Source organism: Alteromonas sp. CH_MED4-4 (genome assembly GCF_037029575.1).
In the GTDB taxonomy this organism is placed as follows: domain Bacteria; phylum Pseudomonadota; class Gammaproteobacteria; order Enterobacterales; family Alteromonadaceae; genus Alteromonas; species Alteromonas macleodii.
In genome coordinates this window covers 123,202-140,101 of sequence record NZ_JAYMEU010000002.1, presented here as the reverse complement: position 1 = coordinate 140,101, position 16,900 = coordinate 123,202, and the positions used below count along the sequence as shown (strand labels likewise).

The 16,900-nt window shown below is 46.0% G+C and carries 13 protein-coding genes; 1 reads left to right on the top strand and 12 read right to left on the bottom strand.

All coding sequences use genetic code 11. The annotated features are described in order from the left end of the window. Positions 1-100: 100 nt before the first annotated feature. Entirely contained in the window at positions 101-1,000 is a 900-nt protein-coding gene (locus tag WA381_RS02120; RefSeq protein ID WP_014975856.1) for a GGDEF domain-containing protein, read from the top strand. A gap of 125 nt (positions 1,001-1,125) precedes the next feature. Here the strand turns inward: WA381_RS02120 and tilS are convergent, their stop codons facing one another. The 12 genes from tilS to WA381_RS02060 all read right to left on the bottom strand — a co-directional run bounded on the left by tilS (position 1,126) and on the right by WA381_RS02060 (position 16,854). Then, the gene (gene tilS / locus WA381_RS02115) at positions 1,126-2,451 is read right to left on the bottom strand and encodes a tRNA lysidine(34) synthetase TilS (RefSeq protein ID WP_014975855.1); all 1,326 of its coding nucleotides are present in this window, start codon (positions 2,449-2,451) and stop codon (positions 1,126-1,128) included. A gap of 267 nt (positions 2,452-2,718) precedes the next feature. Beyond that, entirely contained in the window at positions 2,719-3,675 is a 957-nt protein-coding gene (accA, locus tag WA381_RS02110; RefSeq protein ID WP_014948567.1) for an acetyl-CoA carboxylase carboxyl transferase subunit alpha, read from the bottom strand. Between the two features lie 68 nt (positions 3,676-3,743). Beyond that, positions 3,744-7,208 (bottom strand): DNA polymerase III subunit alpha, encoded by a 3,465-nt coding sequence (gene dnaE, locus WA381_RS02105; protein ID WP_014978556.1) that lies wholly within the window; start codon positions 7,206-7,208, stop codon positions 3,744-3,746. A 4-nt stretch (positions 7,209-7,212) separates the two neighbouring features. Further along, the gene (rnhB, locus tag WA381_RS02100) at positions 7,213-7,785 is read right to left on the bottom strand and encodes a ribonuclease HII (protein WP_014948565.1); all 573 of its coding nucleotides are present in this window, start codon (positions 7,783-7,785) and stop codon (positions 7,213-7,215) included. Further along, positions 7,778-8,926 carry a lipid-A-disaccharide synthase gene (gene lpxB, locus WA381_RS02095; RefSeq protein WP_014978555.1) on the bottom strand — a complete coding sequence of 383 codons (1,149 nt, stop codon included), beginning with the start codon at positions 8,924-8,926 and terminating at the stop codon, positions 7,778-7,780. The genes rnhB and lpxB overlap by 8 nt, the downstream gene beginning before the upstream one ends. Positions 8,927-8,928: 2 nt before the next feature. Then, on the bottom strand, positions 8,929-9,699 hold the full coding sequence (lpxA, locus tag WA381_RS02090; protein WP_014948563.1) for an acyl-ACP--UDP-N-acetylglucosamine O-acyltransferase: 771 nt from the start codon (positions 9,697-9,699) through the stop codon (positions 8,929-8,931). A 1-nt stretch (position 9,700) separates the two neighbouring features. Then, positions 9,701-10,150: a 3-hydroxyacyl-ACP dehydratase FabZ gene (fabZ, locus tag WA381_RS02085; RefSeq protein WP_014948562.1), complete on the bottom strand. Its 450-nt coding sequence runs from the start codon at positions 10,148-10,150 to the stop codon at positions 9,701-9,703. A gap of 193 nt (positions 10,151-10,343) precedes the next feature. Then, positions 10,344-10,859, bottom strand: a complete 516-nt coding sequence (locus WA381_RS02080) for an OmpH family outer membrane protein (RefSeq protein WP_014948561.1) — start codon at positions 10,857-10,859, stop codon at positions 10,344-10,346. A gap of 62 nt (positions 10,860-10,921) precedes the next feature. Then, positions 10,922-13,399 (bottom strand): outer membrane protein assembly factor BamA, encoded by a 2,478-nt coding sequence (gene bamA, locus WA381_RS02075; RefSeq protein WP_014975852.1) that lies wholly within the window; start codon positions 13,397-13,399, stop codon positions 10,922-10,924. A 58-nt stretch (positions 13,400-13,457) separates the two neighbouring features. Continuing rightward, the gene (gene rseP / locus WA381_RS02070; RefSeq protein WP_014978554.1) at positions 13,458-14,810 is read right to left on the bottom strand and encodes a sigma E protease regulator RseP; all 1,353 of its coding nucleotides are present in this window, start codon (positions 14,808-14,810) and stop codon (positions 13,458-13,460) included. Then, positions 14,804-15,991, bottom strand: coding sequence for a 1-deoxy-D-xylulose-5-phosphate reductoisomerase (ispC, locus tag WA381_RS02065; RefSeq protein ID WP_014978553.1), 1,188 nt, complete (start codon positions 15,989-15,991; stop codon positions 14,804-14,806). The genes rseP and ispC overlap by 7 nt, the downstream gene beginning before the upstream one ends. After that, a complete protein-coding gene (locus WA381_RS02060; protein WP_014948557.1) occupies positions 15,991-16,854 on the bottom strand; it encodes a phosphatidate cytidylyltransferase in 864 nt (287 codons plus the stop codon). Before WA381_RS02060 ends, ispC begins: the two co-directional genes overlap by 1 nt. Positions 16,855-16,900 lie beyond the last annotated feature (46 nt).

Genomic DNA, 16,900 nt, shown 5'->3' with positions numbered 1-16,900 from the left:
CGCCATAAATTCCGCGAAAATGCAGATGTGGCCACAGAAACGTCAGGGCTTTGACACTTGTTTCTTTGCATATCAACGCATTTTGTATAGGGGCACTACTGTGGATTTTTCAACGTCAGTCTACGATAGCACACAACATAACAATTTTTACCCTGCTGAGAGCACAGGTAAATCACTCTCTTTTAGTGAATTATCAGGCTTTATCACGCAGCTACTTTCTACTCTTGAACTACAAGAGCTAGGTGGCGTGTATTTTCAGCAGCTAAACACGTTGTTACCTATTGTCGGGTTTAGCTTGTCTGACTTTGACTCGCGTTGGGTGTACGGTAATGCAAAGATATCGTCAACACTCATTGATTTACCACTACAAGGTGCCAATGCCGTTAATGGCGATCAAGCTCATGTCTATTATTACATTAGTTCACCTTTGTCGTTATCGCAACGGGAGAGTCTATTCCAACTGCATGATTTATTTGGAAAACAAGTAAAGCACGCTCTTTCATTGATGCGTGTGCAACAGATGGCGACTAAAGATGTGTTAACTGGCTTAGGTAACCGAGCGGGCTTTGAGCAGTCAATGACAAGACAACTCGGCTGGGCGCAAAGACACGATGATCCTTTCGCACTTTTGGTGATCGACTTAGACAACTTTAAGTATGTGAATGATAATTTTGGTCATGGCGAAGGTGACAAAGTACTTGTCCATGTTGCATCACATTTATCTAATGTTCTGCGGGATGAAGACGAAGCATTTCGCTATGGCGGCGATGAGTTTTGTTGTTTGCTAGACTGTCAGTCGCAACAGCAACTAGCTTGTGCAGCCCAGCGTATTCAAATGAGTATCAATAGCTCTAGCTACTTATCTCGCTTAGGCGTATCAACCAGCCTTGGCGGCGCGATTTATCGCGACGGCGATACGATGAGTAGCCTATTTGACCGTGCTGACAACGCCCTGTATCGCGTGAAAAATTCTGGAAAAAATAGTTATCACGCAGCGTAACGTCGCGATTCGAATTTATCAGGATGGCGGCAAAGCAATGCCGCTTTTGCACATTATTGCCATGGATACCATAAGCAAGAGTATCTAGCCCTTTCAAAAAACGGCACTTTTAGTGCTACATAGATTCAGTCGAGACTAAAGGTTATTTCTATATCTGGCGCTTTGGGCTGCAGATAAACACAACGTCCTTCAACAATCAGTGCGACAGGCTCGTCGTTAATTAAGATTGCCGGCACGCCGTTTCGCTCCCATCTTGGCACGCGCCATACCTTAAACCATTCTTTCAGCAACTTAGATACGTTCGCATTTTCTGGCTTTACTTTAAGGTTGCGAGCATTGGTTTGCAGAGAAACGGTATCTTCTTCTCGCGCCTTTGGTACTGCAATTCGAATATGACCTCTAAGCCAAGGAAGCGCGATATTTTGGTTGGGCACTAATTTTAAGTTTTGCGGTACTTCATGAGTAGCGTTCACCACCCAATAAAGGTCTTGGTCAAACCGTATAACCCTCCCCCATTTAAAGTTCACTTCAGGGGTTGCATCATGCTTTGCTTTTAACATAGCAAGCACTTGGTCTGTCTGCGCTTTTGAGGGCGACAGCTCGCCTTGAGCTCGAAACCACGCGCGAATGACCATAGCCTGCCAAGGTAAAGACAATGCAGCGAGTTGTTGCCCGTCGAGCCTGAGATCTGTGCGTTTACAATCTTCAAAATATTTTTGGGCAGAATCGCTGACTAGTGCACTTTGCTCAGCACAAAGCTCGGCGCTGCGCCCCACGGTTTTGGTTAACTTAGGCCATCGCGCCAGCAAGTGAGGTATAATTTCGTTCCTTAAGAAGTTCCTATCAAAGCTATTTTGCTGATTAGATTCATCCTCAACCCACTGCAACATTTCCTCTTCGGCATAAGCCACAATCTCGGCTTTCTCTAGTGCTAGCATAGGGCGCATTATCAAGGTGTCACCTCGGTACTGAACTTCTCCCATACCCGCTAAGCCCTGAGGACCAGCACCGCGTTTAAGCTGAAGCAATACGGTTTCAAGCTGATCTTCGGCATGTTGTCCCAATAACAGTACACCGCCTATTTGGTCACACACTTCTAACAATGCGTTGTATCGAACCTTACGCGCTTCTGCTTCCAGGCTTTTTCTCGACCCCGTATCAACATCAACTCGATACAAATGAAATGCTACGTCTTCAAGACGACACTGTAATTCGCAGTGCTTTGCCCACTGTTCGGCATTATCACTTAAACCGTGATGTACATGTACAGCATGAATTGGGCTATCAAACTGCTCCCTATACGCAATAACGGCTTGGAGCAGAACTGTCGAATCCACACCACCGCTGTAAGCAACGACGAGTGGCGTTTGAAGTGGTAGCTCTACATCAGTGAGAGATGTCGCTATGCGGTTGACGATATGTTCGATTGTTGGGGATTGTAGAGGGGTCACAGACAGGTAATACCTTATTCTTTCAACGCTATATTTTACTGAGGTTTAACTTTGTATTTGGCTAAGCACTGGCTTTCTAATAACACAAGGGGGTTGGTTACCTTTGGTAAACAACCCCCTTGTTCGTATACGACATTACATGACCGACATGAATTAAGCCGCCGCTCGCTAGTTTTTATAGCAAGCGTTTAAACTGATAGAACGCAGCTGTACATAACGGCTAAATGCACCTTTCATGCTAGTTTTCTTAATGAACTTATAATGAGCTTAGCAATAACCGAACGACATCAAACGCTGGTAACGCTCTTCCATCAATTTAGTCTTATCTAGCTCTTTAAGCTGGTTAAGCTGCTGCTTAATGACCGCCTTCAAATTAGCCGCCATGCCATTATGATCGCGATGCGCACCACCTAATGGCTCTTCAACAATACTGTTAATCAGGCCTAGCTCTTTAATTTGTGGCGCACTTACGCCCATCGCTTCAGCAGCGAGTGGGGCTTTTTCTGCGCTTTTCCACAGAATAGACGCACAACCTTCTGGTGAAATCACCGAGTACGTAGAATATTGAAGCATATTAACACGATCGCCAACACCAATCGCGAGTGCGCCACCTGAACCACCTTCACCGATTACGGTACACACGATTGGAACGGTAAGCTCAGCCATCTCGAATAGGTTCTTCGCGATTGCCTCACTCTGGCCGCGCTCTTCAGCGCCAACACCAGGATACGCTCCCGGCGTATCGATAAAGGTGATGATAGGCATATTGAAGCGCTCAGCCATCTTCATAAGACGCAAGGCTTTACGGTAGCCTTCTGGTTTAGGCATACCGAAGTTACGCTTAATTTTTTCGTTGGTGTCACGCCCTTTCTGATGACCAATAATCATCACCGGCTGGTCATCTAGCATTGCTGGGCCACCAACAATCGCTTTATCGTCAGCAAACGCGCGGTCGCCTGCAAGCTCGTCGAATTCTGTAAAAATACGAGGAATGTAATCTAACGTGTATGGACGCATTGGGTGACGTGCAAGTTGAGAAACTTGCCATGCGCCAAGATCAGAAAAGATCTTTTTAGTCAGCTCTGCGCTTTTACCGCGAAGCTTATTGATTTCTTCTTCAATACCAACGTCAAACTCGCCACCTTGATTCACCAACCTAAGCTCTTCAATTTTTGCTTCTAGTTCGGCTATTGGCTGTTCAAAGTCCAAAAACTGTATACTCATTTCATGTCCTATTCGTACTACGCTCGTCTATGCAAACGCGAGATGTCCAATCTATCGAACTCTTACCCTTAATGGTAGAGAATTGAAACGGCTTTGTCTCCCAAACATTGTTTGAGATCGTGCAAAAGTTGGTCTTCAGGGGTAACGTACCATCTTGCACCACACGCTAAGATTACTTCAGCGTCTGGATGGGTTACCACTAACTGAACAGGACAACTTCCGCCGTTAAATGCCTGCAGGATAGATTGCATCTGACTCATTTTCTTCGGTTCAAGCAGCTGGGTATCAATATTAAGTGCCAGCGCTCTCGCGTTTTTCTCTCGTGCCTGAACAATGTCCATTACATCACGGGCGGTGATTGTATTGCCCCCAGAGAAATCATCAAAGCTGACCTGTCCCTTTATAAGCAATATTCTGTCAGTTTCTAACACACTTTCAAACTGTTCGTACATATCGGGGAAGAAACGTACGTCTATTCTGGCACTCTTATCATCCAGTGTCACTATGGCCCAGCGACGACCCCGCTTGTTCGTCATAACACGAACGCCAAGCACCAGTCCTACTGCACTGGCCATTTGGTCTTTGTTGGTTGGTTTTAAATCAACTAATCGACCGTCGGTGTAGTAACGCAGTTCTTCCGCGTACTGATTGATGGGGTGGCCGGTTAAGTACAAGCCTAGGGTGTCTTTTTCACCTTCTAGCCATACTTTTTCAGGCCACTCAGGGACATCGGCAAACGCTTGCTTCACGTCTTCTGGCTCGGTAGTCAGTAGGCCAAACATGTCTGACTGACCAAACGACTCGGCTTTTGCATGCTGTCCAGCGGCGGCAAGGGCCTCGGGTAAACTCGCCATAAGACTAGCGCGATGGGGGCCTAAGTTGTCCATTGCCCCCGCTAATACTAGCTTTTCTAGCACTCGCTTGTTTACCCGTTTAATGTCTATCTTGGCGCAGAAATCAAATAGATCCTTAAATGCCCCTTGGGTCTCCCGCGCTTCAATAATCGCTTCAATTGGGCCTTCACCTACCCCTTTAATCGCACCGATACCGTAAACAATGCGACCTTCGCTATCGACGGTAAATTTGTATTTACCCGCATTTAAATCTGGCGGCAGTATCTCAATACCCATGCGCTCACATTCATCGACAAGCGTCACGATTTTATCGGTGTTATCCATATCTGCCGACATTACCGCAGCCATGAATTCCGCTGGATAATGCACTTTCAGCCACAAAGTTTGATAAGACACCAACGCGTAAGCGGCAGAGTGAGATTTGTTAAACCCGTAACCCGCGAACTTTTCTACCAAGTCGAAGATTTTCATCGCTAGGTCTGGGTCAATATTATTGCCCTTGGCACCTTCGGCGAACGTGCCGCGCTGCTTCGCCATTTCTTCAGGCTTTTTCTTACCCATAGCACGACGAAGCAAGTCAGCGCCGCCCAGTGAGTAGCCCGCCATTTCCTGGGCTATCTGCATTACCTGTTCCTGATACAAGATAATGCCATAGGTAGGCTCTAGAATTTCTTTCAAGCACTCGTGCTGATATTCAGCATCGGGGTAGGAAATTTCTTCACGTCCGTGCTTTCGGTCAATAAAGTTATCTACCATGCCTGATTGCAGCGGGCCCGGACGGAACAGGGCCACCAGTGCGATAATATCTTCGAAGCAGTCAGGTTTAAGGCGCTTAATTAGTTCTTTCATACCGCGAGATTCCAGCTGGAATACCGCAGTTGTCTCGGCGTTTTGAAGGGTTCTGAAACTCTTAGGATCTTCAAGCGGAATAGCGCTGATATCGACATCAACGTTCTTCCCTTCTTTGATCATATCTATTGCCCACTGAATAATGGTCAGCGTACGAAGACCTAAGAAATCGAATTTTACCAAGCCCGCCGTTTCAACGTCGTTTTTGTCGAACTGGGTTACGGGGTTTTTACCTTCGTCATCACAATACAAAGGCGAGAAATCAGTAATTGTGGTTGGCGCAATAACAACACCACCGGCGTGCTTACCGGCATTTCGGGTAACCCCTTCAAGTATTCGCGCCATATCGATAAGGTCTTTCACTTCCTCATCGCTTTCATACACTTCTGGTAGCTGTGGCTCTGCTTTAAACGCCTTTTCAAGCGTCATGCCTGGATCTGGTGGAATAAGCTTTGAGATTCTGTCTACAAAGCCGTATGGGTGACCAAGCACGCGGCCTACGTCGCGCACTACCGCTTTTGCCGCCATAGTACCAAACGTAATGATCTGCGATACCGCCTGACGTCCGTAAAGCTCAGCAACGTGGTCGATTACCTCGTCTCGTCTATCCATACAGAAGTCGACGTCGAAGTCGGGCATGGATACACGCTCTGGGTTCAAGAAACGTTCGAATAGCAAGTCGAATTCAAGCGGGTCTAGGTCGGTAATTTTTAGGGCATAAGCCACCAGTGAACCCGCACCAGAACCCCGCCCTGGCCCTACCGGAATTCCGTTATCCTTACTCCACTGAATGAACTCCATTACAATAAGGAAGTAGCCTGGGAAACCCATTTGGTTGATAACTTCAAGCTCAATGCGAAGTCGGTCATCGTACTCTGGACGTTTCGCTTTGCGCACTTCTTCATCGGGAAATAGAAATTCTAGACGTTCTTCCAACCCCTCTTCAGACACCTTAACCAAGAAGTCTTCGGTGGTCATGCCGCCGGTTGGAAATTGCGGCAAGAAGTATTCGTTTAACCGTACAGTAACGTTACAGCGCTTAGCAATTTCAACCGTATTTTCTAAGGCTTCAGGAATATCGCTAAATAACTCAACCATTTCTTCAGCAGTGCGAAGGTACTGCTGGTCGCTGTATCGTTTAGGACGGCGGGTATCATCAAGCGTATAGCCGTCGTGAATACACACTCGAATTTCGTGAGCCTCGAAACCCTCTTGGTCAATAAAGCATACTTCGTTCGTGGCTACTACGGGTAACCCGCGCTGCTCAGCAAGCTCTACGGCAAGGTGTAAGTAATCCTCTTCACCTTGCCTACCGGTTCTAATCAGCTCTAAATAAAAGCGGTCAGGAAAATGGGTTTGATAAAACTCAAGGGCACTATCTAGAATTTTGGCGTTGTTTTTCATTAAACCTACGCCAATATCGCCTTGCTGTGCACCCGATAAAACAATCACACCTTCACTATGCTCTGCTAACCATTCTTGATCGATAACCGCACGGTGTGCCAAGTGTCCACGAAGGTAGGCCTTGGAGATAAGAATTGTAATGTTCTTATATCCCTCATTGTTCATTGCAATAAGGGTTAGCCTGAAAGGTTCATCGCCAAAGACTTCATTGGTCACCCAAAAATCGGTGCCGATGATGGGCTTAATACCTAAGTTATGTGCCTCGGAATAAAACTTTACCAAGCCACACATATTCATTTGGTCGGTGATCGCCACGGCAGGCATGCCAAGCGCGGCCACTTTACCTAGAATAGGTTTAACCTTATTCAGGCCGTCCATCATCGAAAAGTCGCTGTGAACACGTAAATGAATAAATGGCGATGACATGATGTTATTTCTCTTCGAGTAGCGCTTTTACAGGTTTAAAACTTTTTCGATAGCAATCTAAGATGCCATATTCAGCGATGGCTTCAAAGTGTGCTTTTGTGGGGTAACCTTTGTGCCCGGCAAAGTTATATTGCGGGTAGGCCTCGTGAAGCGAAATCATATCGTTGTCTCGCTCTACTTTGGCAATAATGGAAGCCGCTGAAATTTCTGCGTGCAGGCTATCGCCTTTCACTACCGCTTCAGACTCAAAATTCCACGCAGGAACCCGGTTACCGTCTACGCGCACAAAGTCAGGCCTTACTGGCAGGCCTTCCACTGCGCGGATCATGGCGAGCATGGTAGCGTGCAGTATATTAAGCTTATCTATTTCTTCAGGGCTAGCTCTACCTATATTCCAGTAGAGTGCTTTTTCACGAATTTCTTGGGCAAGCGCTACGCGCTTTTTTTCACTCAGTTTTTTAGAGTCCGTTAGCCCTTCAATGGGATTTTCAGGGTCGAGAATGACCGCGGCGGTGACCACATCACCGACTAACGGGCCACGACCTACTTCATCAACGCCGGCAATTAACTTATGCAAACAATTCCTCCACGACAGCTTTTGCTGCTGTTTTATCAGCGTTGCATTTTAGCGTATGGTGGAGGTCGGTGAAACGGGAAATAAGGGCTGAATTATCACTTTCGAAGAAGTTGAGTAGCTGATTGCTCATATTCTCTGCATTTACTTCTTCTTGTAGTAATTCAGGAATAATAGCTTCATTAGCCAATAGATTTGGCAACGTGAAGAAAGGCGCTTTATACAAACGCTGCATAATTTTATACGTGAGTGGTGCAAGTAAATAAGCGGCCACCATGGGGCGCTTGCATAACATGGCCTCTAAGGTAGCCGTGCCTGAAGCAAGCAAGATAACATCGCTAGCTATCATCGCATCTCGCGATGTGCCTTGCGTTACCTGAATGGGTAAACGTTCCTCTGCATTATTGGCTTCCAGCAAGAGTGCTTTTATTTGTGCAAGACGATGTTCGTTAGCAGCAGGGATAAGAAATTGAATGTCGCTGCGTTTAGCATGAATAGCTTCTATGGTCTCCAGAAATACTGGAAGTAGCGTTTCTACTTCGCCTCTGCGTGAGCCGGGAAGTACAGCCAATACGGAAGCATTACTATCTACACCTAATTCTTGGCGCGCCGCATTTTGGTCGGGCTCAATTGCTATAGCGTCAGCCATTGTGTGTCCCACAAAGGTATAGGGAACATGGTATTTATCGTAAACCTGCTGCTCGAAAGGAAATAAACCCAACACACGATTAGTCGCTTTCGCTATTTTATGGATGCGCTTTTCACGCCACGCCCACACAGTAGGACTCACATAGTGCATGGTTTTGATACCGCGTGCTTTAAGCGCTTTTTCTACTCTCAGATTAAAATCAGGCGCATCAATACCCACAAAAATATCTGGCGGATTTTGCTCGAAGTGAGCAAGAAGCTGCTTTTTAACTTTCAAGATGGCAGGTAGATGGGAGAGAACTTCAACAAGTCCCATAACCGACAAGGTTTCCATATCGAACAGACTATGAAAACCCGCGTTTATCATATTTGGACCGCCAATACCTTCGATAACCGCATCAGGGTATTGGCGTTTTAACTCTGCAACCATTCCGGCGGCAAGCACGTCACCAGAGGGCTCTCCGGCAACCATGCCGATACGGATAGGCCTAGACATAATTAGCGAATAATGCCTCGCTCAGAGTCTTGTAAGAACTTCACCATAAGGGCCACACCAGGGAACTCCTGTGCGGGTTCGGCAAGTTTTTCAATGGCTTCGTCTACGGTATTGCCTTCACGGTATATTGCTTTGTAAGCGCGTTTAATGGCCATAACTTCTTCTTTGCTGAAGCCACGACGCTTAAGTCCTTCAGAATTAATACCCTGAGGAATATTTTTCTGGCCGCTGACCATAACAAAGGGAGGCACGTCGCGCAGAATAATGCCGCCAGCCCCCAAGAACGAATGGGCTCCAATCTTACAGAACTGGTGAATACCTGCAGCACCGCCAACAATGACGTGGTCGTCCATGTGAACATGGCCTGCAATCGCAACACTGTTTGCAATAATAATGTCGTTGCCAAGAACACAATCATGGGCCACATGAGAATTGGCCATAAATAAACAGCGAGAACCGATTATAGTAATGCTGTTGTCTTGAATAGTGCCTCGGTGAACGGTTACCCCTTCCCTAAACTCGTTATCGTCACCGATGACAAGTTCAGTAGGCTCGCCCGCATACTTCTTATCTTGGCAGTCTTCACCAATTGAAGAAAACTGATAAAATTTATTGTTTTTACCGATACGCGTTGGGCCGCGTACCACCACATGTGATTTCAGAATACAGCCATCGCCTATGGTGACGTTGTCGTCTACGACACAAAATGGGCCAATGGTGACATTTTCACCAATCGTTGCACTTTCTGAAATTACCGCAGTTGGATGGATCACGTTAAGCTATCTCTCTCATCGCACACATAAACTCTGCAACACAAGCGATATCGCCATCAACGCTTGCAGTGCCTTTAAATTTCCAAATCCCTCTGCGCTCTTTAACTAGAGCAACATCAAACTCAAGCCTGTCACCTGGAACAACAGGACGCTTAAAGCGTGCGTTATCAATCCCTGCATACAAGTATAACTTATCATTGTTACCCATTGTCTTAAATCCTAAAACACCGGCAGCTTGTGCCATAGCTTCAAGAATTAATACCCCTGGGAAAATTGGCTGTTCAGGGAAGTGCCCCATGAAACACGGCTCATTGATAGTGATATTCTTATAAGCCTTTACAGACTCACCCAGAACATAGTCTGTTACACGATCAACAAGTAGGAATGGATACCGATGAGGTAACAGTTCCAATATTTCCTGAATTTCGATGGTATTAAGTGAATTGGCCAAAAACTTTCTCCTGTATACAAGCATGACCTACAACTATTTTATACCAATACAGATGATTGATTGGCATTCTGGTCAAACTCGCCGTAAAAACTAAAAACGGCGGCAACCATACGCTGTTAAGCGCAAAAAACAAATCAGACCAACACCTTTGGGGAGTTGGTCTGATAAATTTTACAACTGACTAGTGCAGTTATTAGTTAGTTTTGCTTACTTGCTGAAGAACTTGCTCAGATAAGTCGTGCTCTTCTTTTGCAAACGCAACCGCACCAGCGTTAAGCACTAGGTCATAACCTTGCTTTGCTGCAACAGAGTCAATAGCTTGCTTGATTAGGCCAAGAAGCTTGTTGCGCTCTTCGTTGCTGCGACGTTGAATGTTTTGCTGCAAAGGTTGACCTTTTTTAGCTAGCTCTTCACGTACTGACAAGATTTTTTGTTCTAGTTCTTTCTTCTCTGCATCGCTCATTGTCGCTGCGTCGCGCTGAAGACGTTCTGCGTAGAACTGACCATCACGCTGCAGTTGATTCACTTCTTCAAGCTGATCTTTAAATTCAGCCTGAATAGCGTTTTGAATTTCAGCCGCTTGAGGCATCGCTTGGAAAATACCTTGCACATCGACAACTGCAACTTTCTGCTCAGCCATTACAGATGTACTAACTAAAGCGCTACCCAACATTGCTCCTGCAACGATATGTTTAACCAACTGTTTCAAAGGGAACTCCTTTTGTGAATCTTATTATAGAGCGCGCCTAAAAACGCGCTCGCTTTAATGTCTTAGAAAGTTTGACCAATGTTGAAAGTGAAGAATCTCGCATCGTCACCATCACGTTGCTGTATCGCTTTCGAGAAGCTGAATACCATCGGTCCCATTGGCGATACCCATTGGACCGATATACCTGCCGAGCTACGATACAGGCTCCAATCAGAATAGTCCAATAGCTCACCGCGTTGTGTAGATGCTATGTCAAACTGACGGTAATAGTCATAGTCGAACTCAGTATCCCACACGTTACCCACATCCACAAACAAACTTGTACGAACTGAGTTATCCATTTCTTCTTCAACAAATGGCGTAGGAACAATAAGCTCGATACCGCCAAGTGCCATCGCGTTACCACCTAGGCTTCGCGTCGACCAAGACAGCTGCGCATCAGCTGGATCGCCTGGGAACACTTCGCCATCAGGTCCAACTATAGTGCCCGTATTGCCTAGGAATACACCGCGAGGACCTACCGTGTTATTCTCGAATCCTCGTAGTGAATCAGAACCACCTGCCGTAAAGTTCTCTGTAAACGGTAATATTTGCTCATTGCCGTTAATATCACCGTAACCATTCCCGTAGCCAAGACGTACGCGCGCTAGGAAAGACCAGCGCTGGTTACGAGATAATGGGAAGTACCACTTACCGTCAAATACTGTCTTGAAGTAGTTCACGTCTGAGTTAGGCGTGGTAATGCTGAATGACGCACGCTGAGACGAACCAGCAGTAGGGAACAGACCACGGTTAAGCGTACTTCTGCTCCAGCTTACGCTTGCCAAGAAGCTATCATATTTAATAGCCGCATCAGGATCTTCACCGTTAGTAAACTGATTATAGAATTGCTCAGTTTGCTCGTAGTAACCACGGTTGAATAGCTCTACGTTGCTGTAGGTCAAACCGAAGTTAATACGATTAAACTCGTTAATCGGATAACCAATGTTCGCACCAATAGACCAGCGCTTAGAGTTGTACTGAATAACGTTAAAGTCAGAACCGTCGAACTCACTATAGCCCAAGCTTCCGCCCAAACTAATACCGTCAATGGTAAAATAAGGGTCGTTGTACGTGATTTGCGCACTGCGCTGATATGAAACCGTGCTTAGGTTAAGACCCACACGTTTACCTGTACCCAAGAAGTTATCTTGCTGGATACCCGCCTGTAGGCTTAGCTTCGTTCTGTCACCATAGCCGATACCAGCATTAAACGAGCCCGATGGCTGTTCTTTTACGTTAAAATTAACGTCTACTTTATCTTCTGAACCCGGGATACGTACCGTTTCAAATTCAACCTCTTCCATATAAGTAAGTCGAGAAAGCTGGTTCTTTGAAGACTCAAGTAAGTTATTCGACAGCCACGTACCTTCCATCTGGCTGACATTTTGACGCAGAACGCTATCGGCTGTTACTACGTTGCCGTTAAATTTAATGCGGTTGACGTAGATACGTTTGCCTGGGTCAACGGACAGCGTGAGCTTAACCGTTTTGTCTTCGTCATTAATTTCAGGAACCGTAGTTACTGTTGGGTAAGCGTACCCAAAGCGACCAAGATACTTACTGATAAATTCTTCTGTATACGTTACTTCTGCTTGGTTATACAATTCACCCGTAGTAAGCGGAAGCACGCGTTCAATATACTCTTCGTGCCCGAGTACATCGCCTACCAGCTCAACTTCAGAGATAGTGTATTGCTCACCTTCTGTTACGTTCATGGCGATATAGATACCTGACTTTTCAGGTGTCATTGAAACTTGTGTAGAGTCAACGTTAAAGCGAAGGTAACCACGGTTTAAGTAATGGTTACGCAGCGTTTCCATATCCCCTTGCAGCGTTTGCTGCTGGTAGCGAGTTTCCGACAGGAAATCCCACCAAGGCGTATCGTATTGCAGCTCGAAAGCCTCCATCAGCTCTTCGTCTGAGAAGATTTCGTTACCTACAATATTGATTTGTTCAATTTCAGCCGCGTCGCCCTCTTCGAAAAGTAATTTCAAGTCAACACGGTTACGCGGTAGCGGCGTTATAATAGCCGTCACGTCAGCATTATATTTACCTATGCTGTAAAAGAAGTCTTTCAGGCCATTCTCGATAGAGGTTAGTACGGTCTTATCGAGCGGCTCACCAATACGAACGCCGTTCCCGTCTAAGCTTTCCTGAAGTTGCTCATCTTTAATATCATCGTTGCCTTCAAAGATGATATTACTAATGGTAGGACGCTCAGCGACACGCACGACAAGCGTATTGCCATCACGAAGAATTTCAACATTTTCAAAGTGAGTTGAAGAGTACAACGAGCGAATAAGCTGCGTTACCCTGAATGTATTAAGCTCGTCGCCAACTTGAACGGGCAAGTAGGTTAAGGCTGCACCAAGTGCAACTCGTTGCAAACCTTCTACGCGAATGTCTTCAACGACAAATTCACTGTCTTGCGCCGCAGCATTGGCAAAGCTAGCACTGGAAAGAATGGCTCCGGCTGCTACTAACTGTTTTAACTTCATCTATTTTTCTTTTCCTGGCCGCGTTTTGTATTAGCTGTTTTGTACTTCCTGATTTGTATCAGGTTATGCGAGCGATATCGTTAAAAATTGCGATACCCATGATCATAAACAGAAGCACGCCACCTATTCTGTAACCCCATTCCTGAACCGCTTCAGGCACAGGTTTGCCTGTGATCCACTCCACGATAAAAAACATGAGGTGACCACCGTCAAGCATGGGCAAGGGTAATAAATTTATTATGCCTAAATTTACGCTTATTAAGGCAAGAAAACTCAAAAAGTACGCAAGTCCATACCCAGCACTTGTTCCCGCACCTTGAGCAATTGAGATAGGCCCACTCAAATTCTTCACTGACACGTCGCCCGTGATGAGCTTACCTATCATTTCGACACTGAGTGTCATAAGACGCCATGTTTTATCTAGCGCCTTCCCAATAGCCTCTATAATGCCATATTGATGCGTAAACACATACCCTTCTGGCCAAGGCTCAAATGTTGGGCTTACACCGAGATATCCACTTTGCCCTTGTGGTGTATCGCGGCGCGCTATCGTGGCATCTAACGTCAGCTCTTGTCCATCCCTTTGTATATCAAGCGAGATATTCTCGCCGGGACTTTCAACAATAACGTCAACTAATCGCTCCCACGATGACAACTTAGCGCCATTTAATGCAAGAAGCTCATCACCGGGTTTTAAACCCGCTTGCTGAGCAGCGCTTCCTTCACCTACAAACCCAACGGTTAACGTTGCATCTGGGCGATAAGGGGTTAACCCTAAGCTGCTTAAAGGAGACTCGCTATCTGGGTCAAAGTTCCAAGAACCCAGTGTAAAAGTCAGTTCTTTTTCAACATTTGACGAATTTTTAACCGTAACATTGGTTTTTTCGGCGCCAATGTTTGAGACTATTTCCAGGTTTACCGCTTCCCAATCAGGCGTATTCCTGTCGCCAACTTTAATAATTTCATCACCAGGTTGTACACCAGCAATGGCTGCGATGCTTTCTGGCTCAACTTGTTTAACTACTGGCTTAACCGTTTCCAGCCCCACCAGATACATCAACCACAATGCGAAGAACGCAAAAATAAAGTTAACGCCAGGTCCAGCAGCAATAACCGCCATGCGCTGCAAAACAGGTTTATTGTTAAACGCTTTGTCTTCTAACTCAGGCGGTACGTCATCAATGCGTCCATCGAGCATGCGCACGTATCCACCTAATGGGATCATAGCGATGACATATTCTGTGCCTGATTTACTTGTTTTACGCCATATAGGCTTTCCAAAACCAATTGAGAAGCGCTCTACCTGCACACCGCATTTACGAGCCACATAAAAGTGCCCCCATTCATGTACAGCAACCAAAATACCTAAGGCTACAATGAATGCACCAAGGCTCCATAAAAATGCTAGCACTGGAATTTACCTCGAATAATCTCGTTAGCTTTTGCTCTTGCAAGACTGTCTTGCTCTAGTATTTGCTGAATAGAATTCACCGACACATTGGGCAGAGCATTAAGCGTGGCGTCATTTACTTTAGCAATATCGCAAAACTGGATCTTACCTTCTAAAAAGGCCTCGACTGCCACTTCGTTTGACGCGTTCACTCGTGTTGTTGCACACTGCCCTTCCTTACACGCATCAATAGCCAGTTTCAAATTAGGATAACGTTCAAAGCAAGGGGTTTGAAAACTGAAATTGGCAATGTCAGAAAAATCTAGTGGCGTTACGCCCGCTTCGATTCGCTCTGGATGAGCTAAGCCATAGGCAATAGGGGTGCGCATGTCAGGGTTGCCCATTTGTGCGATCACCGAGCCATCAACATATTGCACCATAGAATGAATAATACTTTGCGGGTGAATAACCACATCAATATCATCTGCACCAGCACCGAACAACCAACAGGCTTCAATGAACTCCAGCCCCTTGTTCATCATAGTTGCAGAATCGATTGTAATTTTTCTGCCCATCGACCAGTTAGGGTGTGTACTGGCTTCATCAATTGTAATTGACGAGAAGCTATCAAGCGGTCTTTCTCTAAACGGACCACCAGAACCCGTTAAGAGAATTTTACGAATGCCGGATGCGGCAAAGTTACCGTATTCATAATCGTGCGGTAGGCACTGGAATATGGCGTTGTGTTCGCTGTCAATAGGAAGAATTTCAGCGCCGCTTTGGTTCGCAGCCTCGATAAATAAAGCACCAGACATGACTAACGCTTCTTTATTGGCAAGCAAAACCCGTTTACCCGCCTTTACTGCTGCCAGTGTGGGTAAAAGCCCGGCTGCACCCACAATGGCTGCCATTACAGCATCAACTTCAGGCGCGCTGGATACTTCTTCCAGCGCCTTAGCACCAGCGAGAATTTCTGCATCCACACCGTACTGGGATGCTAACTCACAGGCTAGTTTGTAGTTAGCGTCATCAGCAATTACCACATAGCGCGGCGCGCATTTCTGGGCCTGCTCCATAAGCAATTCAAGCTGTGAGTTGCCAGTAATAGCAAATACGCGATATTTGTCTGGGTGGCGGTTTATTACGTCGAGTGTATTACAACCAATGGAGCCTGTGGCCCCTAACACTGTTACTGTTTGCATTACGCCATCCAGGTTACATAGCAGAACGCAAAAACAGGGAATGCCGCGGTTAAGCTGTCGATTCTATCGAGTACACCACCGTGCCCAGGGAGAATTTTGCCGCTGTCTTTAATGCCCGCACAACGCTTAAGCATGCTTTCGTTTAAATCGCCAAGGGCGGAAACAGCCACCGTAATACCGCCGATAGCAAGGTGAAGCCAAATACGCGAAGGCTCTACCTGATAGTGAAGGGCCGCAAAAGCGATAATAGCGAATGAAGCTGCAATACCGCCTAACAAGCCTTCTAAACTTTTACCTGGCGATACGTTAGGGCGTAACTTGTGGCGTCCGAATTTTACGCCAACAAAGAATGCACCAATATCTGCAGCCCAAACAATCCCCAGCACATAGAAGATGAGTGAAGCGCCGTAGAAAGGATCAACATCGTGCAAGCTCGTGCGAAGCGCAACAACCGCTACCCATGTGGGTATAAGCGTAAGTGCCCCAAATAGGGTTCTAACGCTGCGACTGTCTTTCCAGAACTTGGAATATTTGGGATAGGCTAGCACCATAAATAAAGACGCTATCCACCATAATACGGCAACCGTTAATATGGCACGGTATAAACCATGTAATTGGCCTTGATACCAAATCGTGCTGGCATCAACAATAAGAGACAAGGCTATACATATGGCAAAGGCACCTGCCATATAAATGAGCTTTTTAGGACGTTCACATACGCCCGACATATTCGCCCATTCATAAGCGCCAATGCCGACAACACCAGCAATGGCTATTTCAAACCAAAAAATAGGAAGAAAAAGAATAGCGTAAAGCGCCAGTGGCGCGAGGATTAATGCAGTTATTATTCGTTGTTTTAGCATAATTTGCCCTTGGCTATCGTTACCAGGGCGAGCCTGATAATTGCCT